Source organism: Streptomyces sp. M2CJ-2, assembly GCF_016757295.1.
GTDB lineage: Bacteria > Actinomycetota > Actinomycetes > Streptomycetales > Streptomycetaceae > Streptomyces.
Window position 1 is genome coordinate 1 of the sequence record NZ_JAESIF010000261.1, and the last position, 878, is coordinate 878.

Here is an 878-nt window from a genome sequence, read left to right on the forward strand (position 1 = left end):
CCGTGGACAGCGGCCCCCGACGGGGCGCGATCGGCTGTTTCCCCGGTGCGCCGCCCGTGTGGGCGCACTGGTCATACCGGCACAGGCGCGGCGCCCTTCTCCTGCACGCGTCGCGGTCGCGCACCGGGGCTCTTCGGCCGAATGGCGGGCGGGATCACCTCTCATCCGGCCACACCCTCAGCACCGCTCCGGCCTCCGCATCGACCAGGATGACCTGGACGTCCGGCAGCGCACCGTACACGCCGACCCAGACGACGAACTTGTCGCGGGCTGTGGCCTCGCTGCCCCACCAGCCGTGCATCGCCGGGCGGCCTGCCGCGGTCAGGGTCAGGTGATAGCGCCGGTCAGGGCCGGGGCTCATCCCACCAGCCTCCGTCCGGCGTGTTGCCGCGCAGCGGCCGGCCCACCGTGACAGCACTCGCCCACAGGCCCGCGATGAGGTCCTCCACGGCCAGGCCGTGGCGGCACAGGTCGCCCCGGCCGGGGCCGGCGCCCGGACCGTCGACGGCCCCTTTCCGGACGGCAGCCGCGAAGCTCCTGGGGGTTGCAGATCTCCGCCGTTTCAGGCCGCGGTCGTCGGGTTCGCCGATTCGGCGGCGCGGCGGTATTCGGCGTTGAGGCGCTGGGCTTCCTCGAGCTGGTCTTCGAGGATGACGATGCGGCAGGCGGCCTCGATGGCGGTGCCCTGGTCGACGAGTTCCCGGGCGCGGGCGGCGATGCGCAGCTGGTAGCGGGAGTAGCGGCGGTGGCCGCCCTCGGAGCGCAGCGGGGTGATCAGGCGGGCTTCGCCGAGGGCGCGCAGGAAGCCCGGGGTGGTGCCGAGCATCGCGGCGGCCCGGCCCATGGTGTAGGCGGGGTAGTCGTCGTCATCGAGACGG

General features: G+C 74.1%; 2 protein-coding genes. Both read right to left on the reverse strand.

Annotation, left to right across the window (positions count from 1 at the left end; translation table 11 throughout):
- Nucleotides 1-154: 154 nt before the first annotated feature.
- Nucleotides 155-361: a hypothetical protein gene (locus JL475_RS39195; protein ID WP_202282955.1), complete on the reverse strand. Its 207-nt coding sequence runs from the start codon at nt 359-361 to the stop codon at nt 155-157.
- 201 nt (nt 362-562) lie between these two features.
- Nucleotides 563-878, reverse strand: a 316-nt coding sequence (locus JL475_RS39200) for a MerR family transcriptional regulator (RefSeq protein WP_202282956.1), incomplete at its 5' end; no start/stop codon positions are given.